General features: G+C 63.6%; 20 protein-coding genes and 1 pseudogene. 14 read left to right on the plus strand and 7 right to left on the minus strand.

The features are described 5' to 3' along the window. Positions 1 to 109: 109 nt before the first annotated feature. From FBY36_RS21090 to FBY36_RS17710, 3 genes and pseudogenes are all read right to left on the minus strand, one after another. Positions 110 to 352, minus strand: a complete 243-nt coding sequence (locus FBY36_RS21090) for a hypothetical protein (RefSeq protein WP_327436706.1) — start codon at positions 350 to 352, stop codon at positions 110 to 112. Positions 353 to 474: 122 nt separating this feature from the next. After that, a pseudogene (locus FBY36_RS21095) lies at positions 475 to 1032 on the minus strand (glycogen debranching N-terminal domain-containing protein); the annotation flags it as partial. 203 nt (positions 1033 to 1235) lie between these two features. Then, positions 1236 to 1772, minus strand: a complete 537-nt coding sequence (locus FBY36_RS17710) for a hypothetical protein (protein ID WP_235008885.1) — start codon at positions 1770 to 1772, stop codon at positions 1236 to 1238. A gap of 360 nt (positions 1773 to 2132) precedes the next feature. On the opposite strand from FBY36_RS17710, the gene FBY36_RS17715 reads away from it, so the two are divergent. Next, positions 2133 to 3341 carry an aspartate transaminase gene (locus FBY36_RS17715; RefSeq protein ID WP_142121515.1) on the plus strand — a complete coding sequence of 403 codons (1209 nt, stop codon included), beginning with the start codon at positions 2133 to 2135 and terminating at the stop codon, positions 3339 to 3341. Positions 3342 to 3386: 45 nt separating this feature from the next. After that, positions 3387 to 4082, plus strand: coding sequence for a 4-carboxy-4-hydroxy-2-oxoadipate aldolase/oxaloacetate decarboxylase (locus tag FBY36_RS17720; RefSeq protein WP_142121517.1), 696 nt, complete (start codon positions 3387 to 3389; stop codon positions 4080 to 4082). 148 nt (positions 4083 to 4230) lie between these two features. Here FBY36_RS17720 and FBY36_RS17725 read toward each other — a convergent pair whose 3' ends face one another. Next, the gene (locus FBY36_RS17725) at positions 4231 to 4473 is read right to left on the minus strand and encodes a hypothetical protein (RefSeq protein ID WP_142121519.1); all 243 of its coding nucleotides are present in this window, start codon (positions 4471 to 4473) and stop codon (positions 4231 to 4233) included. Between the two features lie 122 nt (positions 4474 to 4595). After that, positions 4596 to 5546 (minus strand): nitrogen assimilation transcriptional regulator NAC, encoded by a 951-nt coding sequence (nac, locus tag FBY36_RS17730; RefSeq protein WP_142121521.1) that lies wholly within the window; start codon positions 5544 to 5546, stop codon positions 4596 to 4598. Positions 5547 to 5942: 396 nt separating this feature from the next. Here nac and FBY36_RS17735 point away from each other — a divergent pair, with 396 nt between their 5' ends. The 10 genes from FBY36_RS17735 (at position 5943) to FBY36_RS17780 (ending at position 14612) form a co-directional block, all read left to right on the plus strand. Further along, on the plus strand, positions 5943 to 6728 hold the full coding sequence (locus FBY36_RS17735; RefSeq protein ID WP_142121523.1) for a LamB/YcsF family protein: 786 nt from the start codon (positions 5943 to 5945) through the stop codon (positions 6726 to 6728). A gap of 2 nt (positions 6729 to 6730) precedes the next feature. Beyond that, a complete protein-coding gene (locus FBY36_RS17740) occupies positions 6731 to 7462 on the plus strand; it encodes a 5-oxoprolinase subunit B family protein (protein ID WP_142121525.1) in 732 nt (243 codons plus the stop codon). After that, on the plus strand, positions 7459 to 8472 hold the full coding sequence (locus FBY36_RS17745; RefSeq protein WP_142121527.1) for a biotin-dependent carboxyltransferase family protein: 1014 nt from the start codon (positions 7459 to 7461) through the stop codon (positions 8470 to 8472). Before FBY36_RS17740 ends, FBY36_RS17745 begins: the two co-directional genes overlap by 4 nt. A gap of 41 nt (positions 8473 to 8513) precedes the next feature. After that, positions 8514 to 9854 carry an MFS transporter gene (locus tag FBY36_RS17750; RefSeq protein WP_142121529.1) on the plus strand — a complete coding sequence of 447 codons (1341 nt, stop codon included), beginning with the start codon at positions 8514 to 8516 and terminating at the stop codon, positions 9852 to 9854. A gap of 80 nt (positions 9855 to 9934) precedes the next feature. Then, positions 9935 to 10696, plus strand: coding sequence for an SDR family oxidoreductase (locus tag FBY36_RS17755; RefSeq protein WP_142121531.1), 762 nt, complete (start codon positions 9935 to 9937; stop codon positions 10694 to 10696). A 66-nt stretch (positions 10697 to 10762) separates the two neighbouring features. Then, entirely contained in the window at positions 10763 to 11704 is a 942-nt protein-coding gene (locus tag FBY36_RS17760) for a 2-hydroxyacid dehydrogenase (RefSeq protein ID WP_142121533.1), read from the plus strand. After that, the gene (locus FBY36_RS17765; RefSeq protein ID WP_142121535.1) at positions 11701 to 12471 is read left to right on the plus strand and encodes an SDR family oxidoreductase; all 771 of its coding nucleotides are present in this window, start codon (positions 11701 to 11703) and stop codon (positions 12469 to 12471) included. Before FBY36_RS17760 ends, FBY36_RS17765 begins: the two co-directional genes overlap by 4 nt. Next, complete coding sequence (locus FBY36_RS17770; RefSeq protein WP_142122703.1) at positions 12471 to 13562, plus strand: L-idonate 5-dehydrogenase; 1092 nt, start codon at positions 12471 to 12473, stop codon at positions 13560 to 13562. The genes FBY36_RS17765 and FBY36_RS17770 overlap by 1 nt, the downstream gene beginning before the upstream one ends. A 26-nt stretch (positions 13563 to 13588) precedes the next feature. Beyond that, positions 13589 to 14104 (plus strand): gluconokinase, encoded by a 516-nt coding sequence (locus tag FBY36_RS17775; RefSeq protein ID WP_268815577.1) that lies wholly within the window; start codon positions 13589 to 13591, stop codon positions 14102 to 14104. Positions 14105 to 14408: 304 nt separating this feature from the next. Continuing rightward, positions 14409 to 14612, plus strand: coding sequence for a hypothetical protein (locus tag FBY36_RS17780; protein ID WP_142121540.1), 204 nt, complete (start codon positions 14409 to 14411; stop codon positions 14610 to 14612). 266 nt (positions 14613 to 14878) lie between these two features. Here the strand turns inward: FBY36_RS17780 and FBY36_RS20590 are convergent, their stop codons facing one another. Continuing rightward, the gene (locus FBY36_RS20590; RefSeq protein WP_160141906.1) at positions 14879 to 15079 is read right to left on the minus strand and encodes a hypothetical protein; all 201 of its coding nucleotides are present in this window, start codon (positions 15077 to 15079) and stop codon (positions 14879 to 14881) included. A gap of 273 nt (positions 15080 to 15352) precedes the next feature. Further along, positions 15353 to 17407, minus strand: coding sequence for a chromosome segregation ATPase (locus FBY36_RS17790; RefSeq protein ID WP_235008887.1), 2055 nt, complete (start codon positions 17405 to 17407; stop codon positions 15353 to 15355). A gap of 701 nt (positions 17408 to 18108) precedes the next feature. On the opposite strand from FBY36_RS17790, the gene FBY36_RS17795 reads away from it, so the two are divergent. Both FBY36_RS17795 and FBY36_RS17800 read left to right on the plus strand, forming a co-directional pair. Then, the gene (locus tag FBY36_RS17795; protein WP_142121541.1) at positions 18109 to 19527 is read left to right on the plus strand and encodes a sensor histidine kinase; all 1419 of its coding nucleotides are present in this window, start codon (positions 18109 to 18111) and stop codon (positions 19525 to 19527) included. A gap of 23 nt (positions 19528 to 19550) precedes the next feature. After that, positions 19551 to 20165 (plus strand): response regulator, encoded by a 615-nt coding sequence (locus FBY36_RS17800; RefSeq protein WP_235008888.1) that lies wholly within the window; start codon positions 19551 to 19553, stop codon positions 20163 to 20165. Positions 20166 to 20253 lie beyond the last annotated feature (88 nt).

A 20253-nucleotide genomic window follows, 5' to 3' on the forward strand; every position in this document is an offset into this window, starting at 1 on the left:
CTGGAGTCGAAAAAACGGAGACCGCTGGTCCCTCCATAGGACTCCTTCACAGCATTGGTTGGTAAATGAACTGGATCTCAACGAAGTGGGTTTGACGCGGGGCGGGCCTTTACACGACGCCGTACCGCTTCCTCAACCAGTTCGGACATCCATGGCCGGTGGCCCCGGTGAAACACCATCCCCGGGGTAGTCCCTCGATGGAATGGACGGAGCCGGCAATGTCGATGGTGATGCGGCCGTCGCCGAGCGGGGCGTTGGAGATGTGCAGGTCCCCGAAGGACTGGGGAAGGACGGGATCGAGCCAGACTCCACCGGCTGAGACAACCCGGTCATAACGCATGAGGCTGGACACGATCTGGATGGGTGCGGTGGCTGCCCATGCCTGGGGCGAGCAGGCGGTGGGGTATGGAACGGGAGTGGTGAGGTGGTCACGGCTGAAACCGCAGAACAGTTCCGGGAGGCGGCCGACACCCGATATTGGAGGGTGTTACCGGAAACGTCGGCGCCAGGAGCGTGGATAGCGGTGCCCTTGCGGACGTCCTGCCAGCTGCCCCGAATGGTGAGCATTCCGTCGTCGGCTTCCCGTGTTTCCTCCCAACGTCGCCGGATCCGTGCCTCCTTCACCTCGAAGAGGTCCGCGTAGTAGGCCCCTGTTTCCAGGACGATGAGGCACTCAGCAGGCTCCTGGGAGTAGTTGTGGACGGTGAGCTGCTCCTGGAGGCCGGCCCCCACTTCCCGCAACCGTTCCACGATAAGTGGGCTGTCCGCGTAACCGTCGGACCGGGGGATCCTTGCAACAAATGCGGCACGGAACGGCTCCTTTGTCTCCGCTGTGAGCGGTTCAAGCACCTTTCCATCCACTGTCAGGCGCCAGATTGACAGGATCCTGACATCGGCCACGAAGAGGCCATGCAGCGGATCGGCTTGAATATCCCCGTTGGATGACGAAATACAGAAGGATGAGCCCTCGACAAACGTCACAGAGCCAGCCCCCAGTGGACCGGCCGCCGTATCCGCATTCCACCCAGCCATTCCGGCCTCCTCCGCGCCTTACCGAAGCGCCGTACAGGCAGACATCATGCTTGCGGCGGCCTCTTCGAAAAGACGCTACGCTTGCTTGCCAGTCGCGGCCAGAGCGGAGGCGCGAAGCTAAGCCGGAGCTCCTCGGCGCCGGTGTCCGCAAGGGACAACTGGTCGGAAGGCGGCGGGCCGCGGATCAGATCCGCCGGGACGGATCATCCTGACTGGGCCACACGCAAACCCACGCCCCTGGTCATCTTGCGGATCTCGTCGGACTTCAGTCCGCTTGCGCCGGCCAGTTGGTAGTCATCAAGGAGTCGGGACTTCCTGGCCATGGCCAGTACCTGCGTGCGTTCTTCTTCCGCGGCATTCCGCGTGCCATCGGCCGCCGCCAACTCCGCAGTTAATCCGGCAATGAGGCGAAGATGTCCGCTTCGGGTTTGGTCTGTGGGGTACAGCTCGCCGCGTGCCAGCGCGGCAGAGCGAACACTGGCGGCAGGCAGGCCGGCGGCCTTTGCGACGGCGGCAACCTTTACGCCGTCACACAGGGCCTGGGCAATGCAGTCACCCAGCTCCGCGGTGAGGGCACGCACCCTGCTGGACCGGAGCGCGATGGTCGTCCGCAGTTGGGCCAGCATGGCCAGGGCTTGCTCCGCGCGGGCAGTGGTGGGGTCCGCCTTCGGCCCGCCCCGGTACCGGTAGGCGGCCACCCCGGTTCCGCCCGTCCCGGTGCCGGCTGTACGCAAAAGCATCCGTTCCTGAATCTCTCTACCCGGCACCACTGCTCCTTGTCTCCGTGGTGTTTCACTGTCAGCGCCACGTCCCATGGATAGGGGGCTTTTCCCATTGTTCGCCCCGCAGGGCCTGAAAGGACCGTCGCCGGGGCCGGCGCTGTTCCGGCTTTGGGTCCGCTGTCCACCCTGCAGGTTACGCGGCTGGCAAGCCCGGCAGGCAATACCGAAAGTGCGTGGAGCAATACGGAAAAGTTCTGGCTGCTCCCGTCATAAGGGCTGCTTATCTGTCCACGCACTTTAGGTCTTATCCAAGAGGGCGGCTCCTTCCCTAGGCTCGAATGAACCACCCTCATCCGTACCGGAAGCCTGGAAGAGAACATGCCTGAATTCGTGCCCGCATCACGCGTAACCCGTATCAAATCCTCACCCAGCGTTGCCGCGGCGGCCCGTGTGCGGGAGCTCAAGGCCGAGGGCCGCCGGATCCTGGACCTGACGGTCGGAGAATCGGATTTCGACACGCCGCAGCACATCAAGGACGCTGCCATCGCAGCCATCGGCCGCGGTGAAACCAAGTACACGTCGGTTACCGGGACGCCCGAATTGCAAAAGGCCATCCTGCAGACGCTGCAGCGCAAAACCGGCCAGCAGTACACCCCGGCTGAGATCACCATCGGCGGCGGCGGGAAGCAGGTCATCTTCACCGCATTCATGGCCACCCTGGACCAGGGCGACGAGGTTGTCATCCCCGCACCGTACTGGGTCTCCTACCCGGACATGGTGCTCGCCAACGAAGGCACCCCCGTCATCGTTTCCTGCGGCGGAGAAACCGGCTTTAAACTCACCCCTGCGGCCCTGGCAGGGGCACTGACGGAGCGCACCAAATGGGTCATCCTCAACACGCCGTCCAACCCCACAGGAGCTGTCTACTCCCGCGAGGAACTGGCCGGCCTGGCCGCCGTCCTTCAGGACCATCCGGCCGTCTACGTCCTCACCGATGAGATCTACGACGAGATCCACTTTGGGGAGGAGCCCGTCACCAGCCTGGTGGCCGTTGCTCCTGAGCTCAAGGACCGGGTGCTAATTACCAATGGCGTTTCCAAGGCCTATGCCATGACGGGCTGGCGCCTGGGCTATGCCGGTGGGCCGGCGCCCCTGGTGGCTGCCATCAACAAGCTGCAGTCCCAGATGTCCTCCTGCCCGTCCTCCATCAGCCAGGCGGCTGCCGCCGCTGCACTCACCGGAGACCAGGCATTCGTCCGCGAAAGCGTGGACGTGTACCGCGAACGGCGCGACGCGGCCATCACCGGGCTGAACGCCGTCAACGGCCTGCAGTGCACGACGCCGGATGGAGCCTTTTACGCCTACGTCAACTGCGCAGGGGTCGTCGGCAAGACGACGCCCGATGGCAGGCAAATCACCAACGACGAGGACTTCACGCTGTACCTGCTGGAAGCAGCATCTGTTGCCGTCATCCAGGGTTCGGCCTACGGACTGAGCCCATATTTCCGGATCTCCTACGCCAACGGGCTGCCGGTGATCGAGGAATCGATTGCCGCCATTGAAAAGGCCGTCACGGCACTGGCCTGACCCAACCATCCAATTGCCTAATCTTTCAACAACCAGGAGCACCCCATGATCCACGTCAAAACGAAATTCGATCGGCCCTCGGAGGACGCCATTCAGCGCCTTTCCAAGTTCTCCTCCGCTACCGTGCATGAAGCACAGGGCCGCAAGGGCGCCCTGAGCTCCAGGATTAAGCCCATCGAGCGCAGCATGACGTTCTGCGGACCCGCCGTCACCGTGGTCTGTGCACCACGTGACAACCTCATGCTCCAGGTGGCCATCCACTATGCGCAGAAAGGCGACGTTGTCCTGGTAGCAGCGGGCGAGTACGAGGAAGCCGGGACATTCGGCGATGTGCTGGGCAACGCAATGAAGGCGAAAGGCCTGGCAGGCATGGTCACGGATTCCGGTGTCCGCGACACCAAGGACCTGATCGAACTCGGCCTGCCGGTGTTCTCCGGCAGCGTCTGCATCAAGGGGACCGTCAAGGAAACCATTGGCCCCATCAACCATCCCCTGGTGTTCGGCGACGAAATCGTCTACCCGGGCGATGTCCTGCTGGGTGACGCTGACGGCGTGGTGGTGGTCCGGAAGGATGAGATCGAGGAGGTCATCCGCCTGTCCCAGGCACGGGTGGACGCCGAGGACGACCTCATCCGCCGGTACAAGGATGGCGGCACCACCATAGAGTTGTGCAAACTGACTGACGTGCTGAAGGCCAAGGGCCTGCTGGTGGAGGACGCCGAACTGGAGCCGGCCCTGTAGTCACCTATCCCCATCGATTGCTGGGTATTTGTCGTTATGACCCCTTAAAACGGCAAATACCCGGCATTCGACACGGTTAAGCCAAGAGGCCCGGGGTTCCTTTCGGAACTCCGGGCCTTCCTCTTGCCGCTTTAGAGTCGATGAGCCGTCAGTTCATGCCGGGCAGGAGGTAGGCGGGCGGCCCTGCCTGCGCGTCCTCCAGATACCACATGGTGGTGCCGCGCCTGCCTGGGGGCATCATGCTTCCCTCGAACACGAAGACGGGCTCAGTGGCGGCCCCGTCCTCGGGACGCCAAAAACCGTTGGTGGGGCAATGTGAACCGGTGCTGGCTTTCAGCTGGATTCTTCTTTCAGCTGTCTTCCGGTAGTGCAGGCTGGTGATCTTCTTCATGGCTGGGCTCCAGGGAATTTATTGCCGCGGTATCGCCTTCAGCGAAACCTTTATGGCTTTTATCCTAGAACGCACGCAATTCCATGAATAAGACTAAAGCGGCGTGACCTGATAAGGCCCGCTTATGATGCCTCGAACGGTGCGGCGGGGAGCGGGGAATATTTACTCTGGAGCATTTCCTGCAGCATTTCCTTGAGTACCAGCAGGACGGCGGACGCGGCTTCCGACAAAGGTTCATGATCGGGCGTGCACAACGCAATCCTGCACTGCAGTGCAGGCTCAATGATCCTCAGGACCCGGAAGTCCTCCTCATGGAACAGGGCGTCCGCCGCTGACTTGGGCAGGATGGTCGCTCCGAGGTCGGTGCGCAGCAGCCGGGTGAGGGAGGGGACGGATTCCACTTCGCCCACCAGCTTCAGCTTCAACCCCCTGCTGTCGATGCCCGCCTGAACCACCTGCCGAAGGGTGTGGATCTGTTCCGGCAGGAAGAGCCCCACGGCAGCCACCTCGTCCAGCGTGATGGTGTTCGCTGTGGACGCTACCGGGAGCTCCCGGCGGGAGTTCACAATAAGGTACAGGTCCTCGACGATGAGTGTGGTGAACTGCACCCCGCGGATGGGCCCTGGTTCATAGATGAGCGCCATGTCCAACCGTCCGTTTTTTATGGCCTCACTCAGCACACCGCCGTAGATCTCGGTCAGGTGCAGCACGATGTCCGGGTAGCGGCGTCCCACTTCGCTGATGATCCGGGGAGTGAGGCTTGAGGCCATGCTGTAGGGAGCGATCGCTATGGAGACGCGGCCCGAAGGCGCCGCTCCTGACGCTGCCACATCTATCCTGGCCTGCTCCACGAGCCGCAGGATGGTCTGCGCGTGCCGGTACAGGGTATGGCCGGCCGCTGTGGGCTCCACCCCCTGCTTGCTCCGGATCAGGAGCCGCTGTTTCAGCTCCGTTTCAAGGGCCGACACCTGCTGGCTCAGCGCGGGCTGGGCCACGTGGAGGGCGGCGGCCGCCTTGGTGATGCTTCCTGAGTCGACGATCTTGACGAAGTACGCCAGCTTCCGGGTGTCCATAGCACTCCTCTTTTCCAGCGGGGACGGCACAGCATGCGGGGTCATACGTTGGCGCTATGGCGGGACAGGCATTACGTCTTTGTGTGATCCGAGTCTCGGGCATAGGTTAATTGCAGATGACTTTCCAATGACCAAGACATTCTATCCCCGCCCAGCCATCGCCGATTTTGATGATGGCATATGTTTTTTGCATAAGCAGGGAAAGAGCTTATTGGCAGAACCATTTTTACAGTTACGAAACAAGAGCCGCGGTACATTCCTTAAGGTTGATGCCAATAGCGCCGGTGAACGTCATAACCGCTCCCTATAGGGAGATACCGCATTCGTCTTTGTGTGGCTCAAATTCCGATGCCACACTCATTTACACCCGCAGTACCCGGCAGAGAAAGGCCCGTAATGCCCACAGTCGATCTCGTAGCGGATCTTGGTGAAGGTTTTGGTGCCTACTCGATCGGTGACGACAAAGCCCTGCTGGAGATCGTGTCCAGCGCCAACATCGCCTGCGGCTTCCACGCAGGGGACCCTGACATCATGGATGCCACGGTGGCTGAATGTGTCAGGACGGGAGTTGGCATCGGCGCCCATCCGAGCTTCCCGGATCTCCGCGGCTTTGGCCGGCGGGCCATGGACCTCACAGCTGACGAAGTCCGCACCGACGTCATCTACCAGCTGGGAGCCCTGTCAGCGTTTGCCGCCTACCACGGCGGTTCCGTCTCCCACCTTGCCCCGCATGGCCGGCTGGGAAACCTGGTGGCAACGCGGGCCGACTATGCCCGAGCCGTAGCGGATGCCGCCGTGCGCGTGGATCCCGCCCTCATCATCCTGGCGCAGGACGGTGAACTCGCCACCGCTGCCGCGGGGCGCGGCCTGCGGGTGGCCATCGTCGGCATCGCCGACCGCGCCTACCAGGATGACGGCATACTGGTGCCGCGCAGCCAGCCCGGCGCCGTGATCCACGACCCCTCCGTCATCGTCAAGCGCACTGTGCGGATGGTCTGTGAAGGACTGATCGAGACTGCCTCCGGCAGGGACATCTCCATCCAGGCAGACACGGTGCTGCTGCACGGCGACAATCCCGGCGCCGTCGAACTGGCCCGGCTGATCCGCAGCGAACTTATTGCCGCCGGCGTCACCATCGCCCCGCTGGCAGAGGTACTCGCCGCAAAGCAAAAGGTGTCCTGACTATGACCACAACGATAATGAAAACGCCAACAGCACTGGACATCTACGAGTCAGGTGACGCCGCCCTGCGCGTGGTGGCACGGTCCGGTGACGCGGAAGCGAACTGGTCCACCGTCCACTCGTTGGCCGGTTGGCTGGCCACCGCCGGCGTCGACGGGATTTACGGCGCCGTTCCCACCTACGACTCGGTCCTGGTGGAATTCGACCCCTACCTCACCTCCGCGCGCCAGGTCCGGGCAATCGTCCTCCTGGGAATGCGCCAGCTGGACTTCACCGGCACCGCCACGCGGGAACCCCGCCGTTTCGAAGTTCCGGTGGTTTACGGCGGCGACTACGGGCCCGACCTGGACCGTGTGGCAGACCACCAGGGCCTGGACGTTGAGGACGTCATTGCCAGGCACACGGCAAAGACTTACGTCATCCGTTGCCTCGGGGCGCCGGCAGGTTCTCCGATGATGGATGGGCCGGACTTCCCGGTCCCCGTCCCCAGGCTCAAGGACCCGCGGCTGACCGTTCCCGCCGGGGCCGTATCCGTCGCCGGACGCCAGGCCGTGATCGCGCCCGCAGCGGCACCGGGTGGCTGGTGCGTCATCGGGCAGACCCCCCTGACAGTCCTGGACGCAGCACGCGAACCTCTGGTGCCTTACGTCCCCGGCGACGAACTGCGCTTCTACCGGATTTCCGCGGATGACTTCGAAAACTTCGCGGGGCAGTTCCTGGAGGCCCGGCCATGACCGGTTCCCTGATCATCCTGCAACCGGGCTACTCCGTGGTCACCGACCTCGGCCGGACGAAGGGGCCCGCCTACGGACTTCCCGTTAACGGCGCCCTGGACCAGTCTTCCGCCAAGGCCGCAAACATCCTTGCCGGCAACGAAGACAACGTCCCCCTGCTGGAACTCACGGCGCTGGACTTCCGGATGCGCGCCACCACTGACCTGCTGATCGCCGTCACCGGAGCGCCCCTGGACCTCACAGTGGGTGGACGCGAATGCCCCCAGTGGGAACCGGTGTCCGTCCGGGCCGGCGAGGTCGTGGCCGTACGGGGCATCCGGACCGGACTGCGCGCCTACATCGCCGTCCACGGATCCTTCACGGTCCCCACCCTGCTGGGAAGCTGCGCCCCTGACACTGTGGTGGGCTTCGGTTTGAAGCTCATGGAGGGCTTCCGCCTCGAAACGCGGAAGACCACGGCTCCCATCACCCAGCCCTATTTCGGTCTGCCGCTGTTCCGGCTGGGCCTTACCAAACCCGTCTTCACAACCAACCCGGTCATCGACGTCACGGACGGGCCGGACGTGGCGGAATTCGGGGACACGGCAGACCTGCTGTTCACCACGCAGTACACCGTGAGCCCCCGCAGCAACCACATCGGGCTGCGGCTCGGCGGTGCCCTTCCCGAGCGTCAGCTCACGTCCGAAGTGCTCTCCCGCGGCGTTCCGGTCGGGGCCATCGAGGTCCCGTCCCGCGAAGAGCTGCTGGTGCTGCACCGGGGACGTGGCGTGACGGCGGGCTACCCGGTCCTGGCAGTGGCCACGAGCCGGTCACTGGACATCCTGGCGCAAGCCAGGCCTGGACACACCATCACCTTTCGAAAGACAACCGTGGCTGAAGCAACAGCCACGCATCGCGCAGCCTGCCTGGAACTGGGCAGACTCCGGAACACCGTCAATACGGTCTTCGGACTCCTCGGCATCGGCGCCGGCCAGCGCTGGCACGAACTCAGCCCAGCGTCAGGAGCCTGAACACCATGAATGCTTTTCCCAAGGCCATTAAGGAAGACGAGATGTCAACATCAACACATGCGGTAGCACCGCAGCACGACCGGCTGACTGCGAAGCAGGCACGCAAGGTTGTCACCGCCGGCTGCGTGGGCATCTTCGTGGAGCTCTACGACAACGGCATTTTCGCCTTCATGGCCGGAACCCTGGCCCTGGTGTTCCTGGCACCGGGCAACCCGGACAACGCCCTGCTGTTCGTCTTCGCGGGCTACGCCGTGTCCTTCTTCGTCCGCCCGCTCGGCGCTGTCGTCTGCGGATACCTGGGTGACCGGATCGGCAGGCAAAAGCTCCTGGTCTTCGTGATCCTGCTCATCAGCATCGCCACCGCCGGCATCGGCGTACTGCCGAACTACGCGGCCATCGGCATCGCGGCTCCCATCCTGCTGGTCCTCCTGCGGCTCCTGCAGGGCTTCTCGGTAGGTGGCGAGGCAGCCGGCGCCATGACCTTCCTCGCCGAGCACGCCCCCGAAGGCAAGCGCGGCGTCATCACCTCCTACGCCCAGATCGCCTCCTTCGCCGCACTCCTCACCGGCACCCTCGTGGCGTACTCCATGTCTCCCTGGCTCACCCAGGCGGCGATCGACGGCGGCGGCTTCGGTGCCTTCGCATGGCGCATCCCGTTCCTGGTCGCCATCCCCATGGGGGTCATCGGCTGGTACATCCGCAAGGCCATCAGCGACACCCCCAACTTCGTGAAGCTGAAGGAAGAAGGCGGCCTGTCCAAGAACCCGCTCAAGGAAGCCTTCAAGTCCGCCGAACACCGCCGCGCCATGCTCCTGGCCCTGTTCATCCCCCTGATGAACGGCTCCGGCTACTACGTCCTGTTTTCCTACATGCCCACCTTCCTGAAGGGCAAGCAGCTGAACTTCACCATCGGCGAGGCCCTGCTGGTCACCGCCTGCAGCCTGGTGGTCATCTGCATCGCCATCCCGTTCATGGGCGCCCTGTCCGACCGCATCGGACGCAAGAAGGTCATCGCCGGCTCGGCCATCGCCATGGCCGTCCTGGGCATCCCGTCCTACGCACTGATCGCCACCGGCAACATGGGCCTGGCCATCCTGGGCGCGTCCATCATGGCCGTCGTCTTCGCCGGCCACACTGCGGTCATCCATATCCTGATCGTTGAACTGTTCCCCACCCGTGTCCGCTACTCCGCCTACGGCCTGGGCTACAACATCTCCTCGGCCCTGTTCGGGGGGACCGCGCCGCTGCTGATGACCTGGCTGATTTCGGAAACCCACAACATCTACATGCCCGCCTTTTATGCAGTGATCACCGCGCTGGGCACCCTCGCCGCGGTGAGCACCGTCAAGGACCGCGCCCACGAACCACTGCGCGACGCCTAACCCCTTCCAACCCGGGGCTCTTGCGTCCAGCCCCTTGCCGGACGCAAGGGCCCGCCCGACTTCTATACTTTGGAGTACCAATGCCCTTTTCCGATTACACCACCGCCCTCGTCACCGGAGCATCCACAGGCATGGGCGCTGCCATCGCCGAACGGCTGGCCAAGCGGGGCCTCACCGTCCACGCGGTGGCCCGCAACGAGGAACGCCTCGCCGAGCTTGCCGACCGCACGGGAGCAGTCCCGCACGTGGTGGACCTGACCGACACCGCCGCCTTGTCCGCCGTCGTCCGTGACCTGAAAGTGGACGTCCTGGTCAACTGCGCCGGCGTCTCCAGGCCGGGCAACATCCTGGATTCCTCCGAGCAGGACATCGACGAACTGGTGGACGTCAACCTCCGCGGGCTCCTCCAGCTCACCCGGCTGGTCCTGCCCGGCATGGTGGAACGGGACCTCGGCCACGTGGTCAACATCAGCTCCATCGCGGGCACCTACAACTTCTACGGCCACACCGTGTACCACGCCACCAAGGCCGCCGTGCACCAGATTTCCAGGCAACTCCGAAACGACACCGTGGGCAAGCGCATCCGCGTCACAGAAATCTGCCCGGGCCGCGTGGAGACCGAGATCTTTGGCCGGAACATGGGCGGCAGCCCCGAGGCGATGAAAGAAGCCTGGCAAACGTACTACGAGGGCTACGAATCGCTGACCACCGACGACATCGTCAACGCCCTGGACTACGCCATCGAAACCCCGCGGCACGTTAATGTAGGCATGCTGGAACTCATGCCCACCTTCCAGGTCCCCGGCGGCCTCACCTTCGACCGTCGCGGGGACTCCGACTAGAGCTGCCCCCACGACGCCCAAACCCGCGGAACTACCTTCCCACCGCCCAACCGATAGGCCCCCCAGATGCAGTTAGTACGAACCGTCAGTTTCCCCGAACCCCAGCTCCTGGCTGACCTCTCACCACTCCCCGAAGGACTGCGGGGCGTGGTGTGGGACATGAAGGACGAGCCGGGGGAGGAGCTGGGTGGCATCGACGGCGTCATCCTGCCGTACATCAACGCCGGGGCAGTCCTTGATTCCCTGGCCAAGGTCCCGGACCTTAAGTTCGTGCAGACGCAGTCAACAGGGTACGACGGCGTATGCGAGGCTGCCGGGCCGGGCGCCGCAGTGGCAAACGCCTCGGGCGTCCACGCAGCTGCCACCGCGGAGCTGGCCGTCGGCCTCATTCTTGCCAAGCTGCGGGGCATTGACCAGGCCGTCAAGGACCAACAGATTGAAAGCTGGAAGCCGCAGCGCCGCCAGTCTTTGGCTGACCGGAAGATCCTGCTGCTGGGAATCGGGGGCATCGGCAAGGAACTCGCCCGCCGGCTCGAGCCCTTCGAAGTCACCGTGACCCGGGTGGGAAGCTCAGCCCGGACGGACGCGGACGGACAGGTCCACGGTCCGGAAGAACTGGTGGACCTCGCCGCCGGCCACGACATCCTGGTCTCCGTCCTGCCGCTGAACGACAAGACCCACCACCTGGTGGGCCGGGATGTCCTGGCCGCCCTGCCGCACGGCGCCCTCGTGGTGAACGTGGGCCGCGGGGCGGTGGTGGACACCGCCGCCCTGGCCCGGGAAGTGGTGTCCGGCCGCCTGCAGTGCGCCATTGACGTCGTCGATCCCGAACCGCTGCCCGCCGGCCACCCGCTGTGGTCCGCGGAGAACGCACTCATCACCCCCCACATTGGCGGTAATGCGTCAGCGTTCGAACCGCGGATCCTCAAGCTCCTGAAGCGCCAGCTTGAGGCCCTCGCCGCCGGTGAAACCCCGGCCAACCTCGTTCAGGAAGGCCCTTTCGCATGAGCGCGCTTTTTGACTTGACCGGCCGGGTTGCCCTGGTGACGGGCTCCAGCAGGGGCATCGGTTCGGCACTTGCAAGGGCGTTGGCCGACGCCGGAGCAACAGTAGTGCTCAACGGCGTCAATGAGGAACGGCTCAAGGACGCCGCCGCGGCAATGGCCGCGGCCTTCCCGCCGGGCCGCGTCCACAGCATCGCATTCGATGTGACCGACGACGACGCGGCCGCCCGCAGCATCCGCTGGATCGAGGAGAACGTGGGCCCGCTGGAAATCCTGGTGAACAACGCGGGGATCCAGCACCGGGTGCCAATGCTGGACCTGGACGTCGCGGACTGGGAACGAGTCCTTTCCACGGACCTCACCAGCGCATTCCTGGTGGGCAGGGAAGCCGCGCGGCACATGATCACCCGCGGCCGTGGCAAGATCATCAACATCTGCTCCGTCCAGACGGACCTGGCCCGTCCGACCATCGCCCCGTACATTGCGGCAAAGGGCGGGCTGCGGAACCTTACACGCGCTATGACGGCAGAGTGGGCCGCCTCCGGGTTGCAGATCAACGCGGTTGCACCCGGCTACATCCACACCGAGATGACCCAGAACCTCGTTGATGATCAGGCCTTCAACTCCTGGATCCTGGGCCGGACGCCCGCCCACCGGTGGGGCACCGTTGAGGACCTCGCCGGTCCTGTGGTGTGGCTTGCTTCAGATGGCTCGAACTTTGTGAACGGACAAACCATCTTCATTGATGGTGGAATGACAGTGGTGGTGTGATGACTCTGAATACGCACTTGGGGGCAGGCCTTGAAGAACTGCCTGTCACGGGCCCGGCCCTGGTGGCGCACGCCGCAGATGACCTGCGTATCGACGAGGTCCCGCTGCCGCAGCCCGCAGCTGATGAAGCGGTGGTGGAAGTTCTGTACGGCGGGATCTGCGGTTCGGACCTGCACTACTGGCTGCACGGTGCCGCGGGGGAGTCCATCCTCAAGGCCCCCCTGGTGCTGGGCCACGAAATCTCCGGCGTGGTGGTGCGCCCGGCAGCGAACGGTGAAGGGCCACAGGCCGGGACCGCCGTGGCCGTCCACCCCGCAACGCCCGGCCCTGGCGCGGCTAAGTATCCCGCAGACCGGCCCAACCTTTCACCCGGATGCACGTATCTGGGCAGCGCTGCCCGCTACCCCCACACGGATGGTGCCTTCAGCAGGTACGTGAACCTTCCGGTGCGGATGCTTCGAGCCCTTCCCGCGGACATGGACCTGCGCACCGCGGCCCTTGTCGAACCCGCGTCCGTGGCTTGGCACGCAGTCTCCCGCGCCGGCGACGTCCGCGGAAAGACGGCGCTCGTCATCGGTTCAGGGCCCATCGGCGCCCTGGCCGTTGCCGTCCTTAAGCGTGCCGGCGCCGCCCGGATCACCGCCGTCGACCTGCACCCGAAACCGCTTGGGATCGCCACGGCCGTCGGCGCTGATCAGGTGATCAACGCCGCGGACGCCACAGCGATCGCCGCGGTGGAGGCGGACATTGTCATCGAGTCCTCCGGCAGCCACCATGGCCTGGCGTCAGCCATCCAGGGCGCGGTGCGCGGCGGAACCGTGGTGATGGTGGGCCTGCTGCCCACCGGCATGCAGCCGGTCCCCATCTCGCTGGCCATCACCCGCGAACTGGACCTCAAAGGCTCCTTCCGCTTCAACGACGAGATCGACCAGGTGATCGCCGCCCTCGCGGACGGATCCCTGCACATCAGCCCCGTCATTACCCACGAATTCCCGCTGGCCGACGCCCTGCACGCGTTCGAGGTAGCGAAAGATTCCACCAGCTCCGGCAAAGTGCTCCTCTGCTTCGGGGAACCCGGGGACGTCCGGTGAGCGGCCACCTGCCTCCATTGGTGGTGATGGGGGTATCCGGCTGCGGTAAGTCCACCGTCGGAACCCTGATGGGCCAACGACTGGGGATGCCGTTCTTCGACGGGGATGACTTCCACCCCGTAGCCAATAAGCAGAAGATGGCTGCGGGGGTTGCGCTCACAGACGCCGACCGTGAGCCGTGGTTGGGCCGGCTGGGGGAGTTGCTTGCAGGAAAGGGCGACGGCGGCACATCCGTTCCGCCGATCGTCGCCTGCTCGGCCTTGAAACGACGTTACCGGGACTTGCTGCGAAGCTGCGCTCCGGATGTTGTCTTCATCCACCTAGCCGGCGACGCAGCCACCATCGGGGCGAGGATGGAAGCGCGGGCCCACGAGTTCATGCCGCCGGCGCTGCTGGCATCCCAGTTCGCCGCGCTTGAGGAACTGGAAGCGGACGAGGCCCATGTGCTGGGCGATATCACCCAGCCGCTTGACCCTCTCGTGGAGTCGTTATGCGCGAATCTCGGAGTCATGCCAGCAGTTGCGCACATTGAGGGTGAATAAGTGTGGTTATCACTCACCCGCAATTGGCAGTGATTCATGGCGTACCGCGCTATCTGCTAACTACGGCGATCTATAAGCGGGTCGCGGGTGAGGACTGCACTTCATGGTTGCTTGTCCGAAAGCCGCGAGAGAAGGCCCGCCGCTCTCAGCAAAACCTCCTGGAACGGGCCAAGAGCCACACATCCATGGCCGGGATCTGAAGTGATCCGGTGCCGCCACCAGTGGTGTCGGCGCCATAGGAGCCAACCTCCCGAAGCGGCACTGCCAAGGGGTAGGGTGTGCCCTAGCCGACGAAGGAGTCACGATGAGCTACAAATATCGAACTGTTCGGGTTCGCGGTACCGAGCTGGTTGGAACAATTGCCAGGAAGCACGGGAGTGCGGCTGACATTTACGAAACGTCCAAAGACCTGAGCACCTCAGTCGTTCCGGTGTTCTTTGAGGCAACGGGCGAGATTCGTTTCTTCGACAGGTCAGTGCTGGAGGACGTTGCGGCACCAGTCACCTAACCCGGCTAGGCTTCGGATGCCGAATGTTTCCGCGACTTCCCAAGGTTTTCAAGCCCTGGAATGTAGTTCGAGTCCCACTTCGGGCACAGTATTTCCCTAGGTCAGAAACCTTTTGTCTTTTTTACAATGCATGACTTCCCAGTTCTTATGGCGATACCTTGAGCCCTTGAGTCCGGGCGCAACGCGGGAGTCGGGGACTCGACGCCATCCTGCGGCTCGCCGCCCGCGGAGGCTCCCTCGACGCCGTCTCACCCTCCGGCAGATAACTACCGGCACCCCTCAACCCGGCCGCCGTCGCCCGCGAAGTGACGCCCCGGGGCGCTGTCCTGGCTGGCAACAAGGACGGCCTCCCGCCACTGGATCCCACGGCCCTTGCGAGTGTGGCCGTCAGCGGTCACAATGCGGAGGAAGCCCGCACCCAGGGCGGCGGCAGTCGATACTGTGGCGGAATTTCGGGGAATGCTCACGGACGGCGGAAGTCAATAATGATCGTTTTTGGGTGTCTGTTCCCGGAAGCTTGCTCTTGCCATTGTTGTCTGACCTGAGTGTGAGAGGTCGCCGAACGCTACAAACGTGCTGTTATGCGCACCAGGGGCCAGGGCTGGCGTTGTGGTTCCTCGGCAGGTCGTGCAAGAGAGCTCGTGGAGGGCGAGCGTGCCTGGTCCGTGGTGTATCGCAGGCAGATGCCAGAAGCGCCCCAGGAGAGTCGGCTCCTGGGGCGCTTCTGGGCGTTGGGTTAATCAGACGAGGCACCCACCCAGGGCGATCGTCCCATCGATGACGGCGATGCGGTCCAGGACCGCCTTGTACTGGGCCTGCAGGCCGCCGACGATGACTTTTTGGGTGGCGACGGCGTCGCGGTTGACCTTCTTGGCGCTCTCCAAGGTCCGCAGGGTTGCGGACTCGGTGACGATCTTGGCGTCGAGAGCGTTCAGGTCGGCCTTGGCGGTGGTCAGGGCCGCCTCCTTGTCGCTGATCGCCTTATTGAGTGTGTTTAGCGAGGTCTGCAGCGGGGTGAGCTGGTTCTGCAGGGACAGGATCGCGTTCTCGGCAGCGGTGATGGAGGTGTTCAGCGTGCCCAGCGTCGTAACCAGCTTGGTGACCTCGCCGTCGAGCCGGGTGACCTCGGCGGTCTCGTTGGTCACCGCTGTGTTAGCGGCCGTGAGGGTGGTCTGCAGGCCCGGCAGGGCAGCCTCGAGCGCCTTGAGCTCACCCTGCTTCGTGGTGATCTCCGCCTTGGCGGCGGTCAGATCCCCGGTCAGGCCCGGCAGGGCAGCCTCGAGCGCGGAGATCTCCGCCTTCTTCGAGGTCACCGCGGCGTTGGCGTTGGTCAGGGCGGTGTTCGCGGCGGTCTGGGCGGCTTTGGCGTCGGCCAGCGTCTCTGTGGCGGAGGTGACCTGCGCGTTGGCCCCGGCGAGGCTGGTCTGCAGGCCCGGGAGCTGCTGCTGGAGGTTGCTGCTTTCCTGCTGCTTGGCCGACAGCTGGGAGTTCAGCGTCGCCAGCTGACCCTGTAGCTTGGTCAGGTCGCCGTTCAGGGCGGTGATCAGCGCGGTCTTAGTTGCCGCCTGCTGCTCCGCGGCAGCTATCTCCGCCTTCTTCGCGGTGATCGCGGCGTTCAGCTCCTGCTTCTTCTTGTCCGAGTTGCCCTTGATTGCCGCGAGCTCGGCCTCCAGGGCGGTGAGCTGCGACCTCAGCGCGGCGGCGTCGGCGACCGGCATCGCGGTTGCGGCGTCGATCTCTTTCTGCTTCGCGGTGATCTCCGCGTTCTTGGTGGTGATGTCACCCTGCAGCCCGGCGATCTCGCTCTGCAGTACAGGGAGCCTGGCCTCGATGGTGCCGATCTGCTGGGTGAGGGTCGTCGCGCCCTGTTCGGCCAAGCGCAAGTTTTCCTCAGCCTTGAGCACGGCGGCAGTCGCGGCGGCGGCGTTCGCGTCAGCAGTCTTGGCGGCCGCCTCCAGTGTCGGCAGCGCTGCGCGGGCGTCGGCCAGGTTCTTCTCCGCCGCGTCCACAAGCGCCTGCGCCGCATCCCCCTGGGCGACGAGAGCGGCCAACTCCTGCGTGGCTTTCTCGATCATGGTCACCTGGTTGTTGACCATGGTCTGAGCAGCGGTCGCAGCCCCAGTCAGGGTCTGCAGGCGGGTCGTCGCGGCGGCCAGGTCGGCCTCCTTAGCCGCCTTGTCGGCGAGGACCTGGGTCTTCTTCGTGTTGAGCCCGGCGAGCTCGGCCTGCGTGGTGGTGAGCTGCGTCTCCAGCGGTGTGATCTGGTTCACCAGCGCCGACTTCTGGCCCTGAAGCGTGGTCAGCTCAGTGTTCGCTGCGGCGATCGCGGCGGTCAACGTGGCCTTGTCTGCTTCGAGCTTCGTCAGAGACATCGTCACAGTGTCGATCTGACCGACCAGTGTGGCGTTCTGCGCGTCCAGCGAGGCGATCTCCTTTTCTGCTTCCGTGATCTGCGCCGTCAGGGTGTTCTGCGTGCTGACCAGCGCGGCCCTCTCGGCGGTCAGGGTCGCTATCTGCTCCGCGTTCTGACGCGCCGCGGCCTTGAGCAGGTTCGGCTGCACGTTCCCGCGGTACGCGAGTTGGTTCGTCACCCCGTTGCAGGTGCCCGAAACAGGGGTGGTCTCAGCCGACGCCAGAGGCGCGAGTACCAGCATGCTGCTCAGGACTCCCGGGATGATGACAGCGCTTGAAACGCGGCGGACAAGGAGGGATTTCGCACTAGCGGAGCGCACATTCAGCCCTGTTGAATTCGCGGTGGGTCCGGTCGCGACGCGAGCCGAAGTTTCCTTGCTCATGGTGTTCCTTAATTCAGGCCCGTCGGGGGCATGTTGTTTTCTAGTAGAAGTTTGGAGACTCCGCACAACCGTTTCCATTGAGCGCGAATAACCCTGCCGTTCATACGGATCAGCAGTGGCGGAAGCATTCCCACCAGTCGGGCAGCAATCTGGGTTGCAGTCCTTCAGTGTGGCAGCTGGCCCCCTGGTGAATTAAGGCTACGGCGAAACGAGTCAGGAAAACCGTCTGCCGGTGTTCAAATGTCTAAACGCTGATTGCGGTCAGAAGAAGACAATGAGACTGCAATCGTAGGGCTATGCAGGACAGCCGTGGCCTGAAGCAGAAAATCCGCGGGCTGAGCTTCGCCGCACGGTGCAGGCAGGTATAAACAAACCCGATCTAAACATCCTTCGCTGAGGTCGGCACCAGGAATAACTCCGGAGCAGGTGAGCAGGGGATGAGCGTTACGGGGCCGATGCCCCAGGGTGCCTCGATAGGAGATATTCACCTCACGCTGCATATCCAGCTAAAGACAAGCGGCCGAACGCGACTAGAAACAGACGCAGTGAATTATCACCCGGCCGTCTTTCACTACCGGCAAGACCTGTCTTTCTAGGTAGTGCGCTTTTTAAGAATCAGGTAATTGCTACCCGGGCTTTTCGCCAGTTGTCGCATTAGTGTGTTGGGTTCTGCGGTCGAAGAGTGCATTGCAGGGGGGCTGATGTCGGTTGGGGACGGTCTTGGTGAGGAAAGGCTCCGACACGTCTTGCGGTTGACGCTGGTTGGGTGGGTCCTCGGGCTAACGGTGACGGGCGTGGTGGTGTGGAGCCCTCACGTGTTGTTTGGGTACCGCAGCCCGGCTGTCCACTTAGTACTGGACTCCGTTGACGGCTGCGTGGCCTTGTTGGTGGCATATTTGCTTGCCGGCCGTTTCAAACGGCGCAGAAGGCTTCATGACTTGCTGCTCGCTCAAGGCCTGGTGCTTCTAACGGTCGCGGGAACTGGCATGTCGTGGTTAACGGGCTCATTGACTGGGGATCGGGACGGAAGCCTTAGCGTTTGGCTTCCCCTTGCGCTTCGGTTCATCGGTGCAGCCCTTATTGTGGCGGCGGCGCTGGTAACCCCGGACCGGGAGTCGCCGTCGAGATTGGGGTTGCGGACGGTTACCGTACCTGCAGCTCTCGTCATCCTGATGTCGTTGGTCCTCTGGGCAGCTAGGACCCAATTGCCCGTCGCCGTGGACCCCTCGATAAACACCGCTTCACAACCTCTGTTGTTCGCTGCTCATCCTCTGTTTTTTGCTGCCCAAGCCATGGCGGCATTCTGTTTTTTTGTGGCGTCTATCGCTTTTACGAGGCGGGCAGCAAATCGTGATGACTCGCTACTGTATTGGCTTGGCCCTGCTTGTGCCGTTGCAGCCTTTGCCCGCGTGAATTACGCACTCTTTCCCTCGTTGCATACAGATTGGTTCTACACCGGGGATCTGCTGAGGACCGGGTTCTACGTCTTGTTGCTGTTCGGAGCCAGCCGGGAAATCAAACAGTACTGGGATGCATATGCCCGTGTAGCTGTTCTCGAGGATCGGAGGCGGCTGTCCCGCGAGTTGCATGATGGGGTCATCCAAGAGCTCGCCCTGCTCCGGATGGAAGGGCATTCCTTGCCTCCTAATTTTCCGGCCAGGAGCCGGATTCTCGCCGCTTGCGATCGATCCCTGGACGAAGCCCGTGCCGCCGTCCACGCCCTAGGCCATGGCGGGGACGAGCCCTTAGGCGTCGTACTGCACCGCACAACGCGGGAGTTGGCGCAGAGGTACCGAGTGTCCTTGGACATCCAGATCGATGATTCAATCGAAGCCGCTTCGGACCAGCAGCATACGTTGCTGCGTATCATCCGCGAGGCAGTGGCAAACGCGGCGCGCCACGGCCACGCCCGACACCTGTCCGTGCGATTGGGTAAGGAGGGTGACCGGCGGCGACTGGTTGTAGAAGACGACGGCGAAGGTTTTGACGTCGGCGGCGCCACTGGGGCCAACGCTGGCTACGGGTTGGTCAGTATGCGGGAAAGGGCTCGGAACTTGCCTGGGGACCTTGACATTACGTCCCGCCCGGGAGAGGGAAGCGTGGTTACGGTGACATGGTAGAACAGCAGCGTTTACGTGTAGTGATGGCTGATGATCACGCTCGCATCAGGGCGAAGGTCCGGCAGGCGCTTGAAGCGGACGGCTGCGAAGTGTGCGGAGAGGGCTCCACTGCCGCAGAAGCAGTCGAGCTCGCCCTGGAGCACCGTCCGGACGTAGTCCTGCTTGATATCCACATGCCCGGTAACGGGATCTCCGCCGCCCAGGACATCAGCAGGACGCTACCGGAAACAGCTGTTGTAATGCTGACTCAATCCGCAGACGATGACGACCTCTTCGATTCCCTACGGGCCGGGGCGACGGGCTACCTACTCAAGACAACGGACCCGCTAACATTGACCGACGTTCTGCGGGGGGTTCTCGCCGGGGAGGCGGCAATGTCTCCCACGCTCGTGACCCGCATCCTTCAGGAGTTCAAAGCGCCCGCCCGAAGGGTTTTAAACTGGAAGCCGGCGGCCGTGGCGAAGCTCAGTGCGCGGGAGTGGGAGGTCATGGAGCTTCTTGCTATAGGACTGGGCACCGAGGAAGTCGCCAATAAGCTCTTCGTCTCTCCAACTACGGTCCGCGTACACGTCTCAGCAGTCCTGCGAAAACTCCGGGTCAAGGACCGAGAGAGTGCCTTCCGCATGTTGAGGGAGTAGCAGAAAAGATTGTGCAACCAAGTGGTGTATTACGCACTCTGGACACAGACTGTAAGTGCAATACGGACCGAAGTTGTGGAATCGTGGC

This window comes from Arthrobacter sp. SLBN-122, from assembly GCF_006715165.1.
Lineage (GTDB): Bacteria > Actinomycetota > Actinomycetes > Actinomycetales > Micrococcaceae > Arthrobacter.

Bases quoted from the DNA above. Each gene is read 5' to 3' on its own strand.
- FBY36_RS17775 (WP_268815577.1), top strand. From the start codon at position 13,589: ATGGGGGTATCCGGCTGCGGTAAGTCCACCGTCGGAACCCTGATGGGC.
- FBY36_RS17725 (WP_142121519.1), bottom strand. From the start codon at position 4,473: ATGAAGAAGATCACCAGCCTGCACTACCGGAAGACAGCTGAAAGAAGA.
- FBY36_RS17745 (WP_142121527.1), top strand. From the start codon at position 7,459: ATGACCGGTTCCCTGATCATCCTGCAACCGGGCTACTCCGTGGTCACC.
- FBY36_RS17720 (WP_142121517.1), top strand. From the start codon at position 3,387: ATGATCCACGTCAAAACGAAATTCGATCGGCCCTCGGAGGACGCCATT.
- FBY36_RS17755 (WP_142121531.1), top strand. From the start codon at position 9,935: ATGCCCTTTTCCGATTACACCACCGCCCTCGTCACCGGAGCATCCACA.
- FBY36_RS17795 (WP_142121541.1), top strand. From the start codon at position 18,109: ATGTCGGTTGGGGACGGTCTTGGTGAGGAAAGGCTCCGACACGTCTTG.
- nac (WP_142121521.1), bottom strand. From the start codon at position 5,546: ATGGACACCCGGAAGCTGGCGTACTTCGTCAAGATCGTCGACTCAGGA.
- FBY36_RS17770 (WP_142122703.1), top strand. From the start codon at position 12,471: ATGACTCTGAATACGCACTTGGGGGCAGGCCTTGAAGAACTGCCTGTC.
- FBY36_RS17710 (WP_235008885.1), bottom strand. From the start codon at position 1,772: ATGCTTTTGCGTACAGCCGGCACCGGGACGGGCGGAACCGGGGTGGCC.
- FBY36_RS17780 (WP_142121540.1), top strand. From the start codon at position 14,409: ATGAGCTACAAATATCGAACTGTTCGGGTTCGCGGTACCGAGCTGGTT.
- FBY36_RS17740 (WP_142121525.1), top strand. From the start codon at position 6,731: ATGACCACAACGATAATGAAAACGCCAACAGCACTGGACATCTACGAG.
- FBY36_RS17760 (WP_142121533.1), top strand. From the start codon at position 10,763: ATGCAGTTAGTACGAACCGTCAGTTTCCCCGAACCCCAGCTCCTGGCT.
- FBY36_RS17715 (WP_142121515.1), top strand. From the start codon at position 2,133: ATGCCTGAATTCGTGCCCGCATCACGCGTAACCCGTATCAAATCCTCA.
- FBY36_RS17750 (WP_142121529.1), top strand. From the start codon at position 8,514: ATGTCAACATCAACACATGCGGTAGCACCGCAGCACGACCGGCTGACT.
- FBY36_RS17800 (WP_235008888.1), top strand. From the start codon at position 19,551: ATGGCTGATGATCACGCTCGCATCAGGGCGAAGGTCCGGCAGGCGCTT.
- FBY36_RS17790 (WP_235008887.1), bottom strand. From the start codon at position 17,407: ATGAGCAAGGAAACTTCGGCTCGCGTCGCGACCGGACCCACCGCGAAT.
- FBY36_RS17735 (WP_142121523.1), top strand. From the start codon at position 5,943: ATGCCCACAGTCGATCTCGTAGCGGATCTTGGTGAAGGTTTTGGTGCC.
- FBY36_RS17765 (WP_142121535.1), top strand. From the start codon at position 11,701: ATGAGCGCGCTTTTTGACTTGACCGGCCGGGTTGCCCTGGTGACGGGC.